Raw genomic sequence first — 1025 nt, 5'->3', positions numbered from 1 at the left:
TCATAGGCAAGCGTGTACTGACCTTCGGTTGCGATTTGGACGTTGTACCCCGGCTTCAGTTGGCCGTTTTTCATGTGATCCTCTTTCATCCGCATGAACGTCGCGTCCCTGTCGGTCTTCGAGTAACTGTTCCGTGTACCGAAGGTGGCCATGTGTTCCTCGTATCGACGTTTCCGGGCGGCGAAATCGGCGGCCTGTTTGTGGAGGCGGCGGGGTATCTTCCGTTTCATACGCAATCGTTTCCGTTCGGCGACGTCGGTCGCCGTGGCGATTTCCTCGTTGATGGACTCGATCTTCTCTTCGAGCCGCGCTGCGATCTGTTCGAGTTCTTCGACCGAGAGCGCGTCCGGGCTCTCCCGTTCGATCTCGGGGATGACCTGGTCGGCCATCAGTTCGTCGTACAGCTGGTTCGATTTCTCGACGAGCGCGGCGCTGTATCTCGCGACGGCCTTCCGCCAGACGAACGTATAGCGGTTGGCATTCGCCTCGATCTTCGTGCCGTCGATGAAGATCGCCTCCTCGTCGATTTCGCCGGTCTCGACGAGATGACATCTGAAGGCGACGAACGCCGCCTTCAAGATCGGGGACACGGCCGGATGGACGCGGAAACGGTTGATCGTCCGATAACTCGGCTCGTGGCCCTGGGCGAGCCACATCATCCGCAGGCTGTCTTTTAGAAGGCCTTCGATCTTTCGACCTGAAAATACGGACTGTGTGTAGGCGCAGAGGACGATCTTCATCATCATACGCGGATGGTAAGCGGGGCAGCCCGTCGTTCGCCAGAACGGCTCGAAGGCCTCGTCCGGAATCTGTTCGACGAGATCGTGGACGGCGAAGGCGATATCGTTTTCCTGGAGACGGACTTCTAAATCTAGGGGCAAAACCAACTGGTTCATGGTATACTTTTTGTACATAGGGGCACCTCCAAAGTTATGGTTTGGTCACTTTAACTTTATCAGAGGTCGCCCCTATCTGTTTAGTCCGAAATGCGTGAACGAACCCATAAAAATGAGAAGAGGCCACCG

The 1025-nt window shown here is 56.2% G+C and carries 1 protein-coding gene; it reads right to left on the bottom strand.

Going from position 1 to position 1025, the window contains the following annotated elements; translation table 11 throughout:
- Positions 1-914: transposase (locus tag EVJ30_RS15010; protein ID WP_201739087.1), on the bottom strand; the 914-nt coding region annotated here is incomplete at its 3' end.
- Positions 915-1025: the final 111 nt, after the last annotated feature.

The organism is Exiguobacterium sp. SH5S13 (assembly GCF_004337085.1).
Classification (GTDB): domain Bacteria; phylum Bacillota; class Bacilli; order Exiguobacteriales; family Exiguobacteriaceae; genus Exiguobacterium; species Exiguobacterium aurantiacum_A.
Note: the sequence above shows the minus strand (reverse complement) of the source record. Positions and strands in the feature narration are given on the sequence as shown.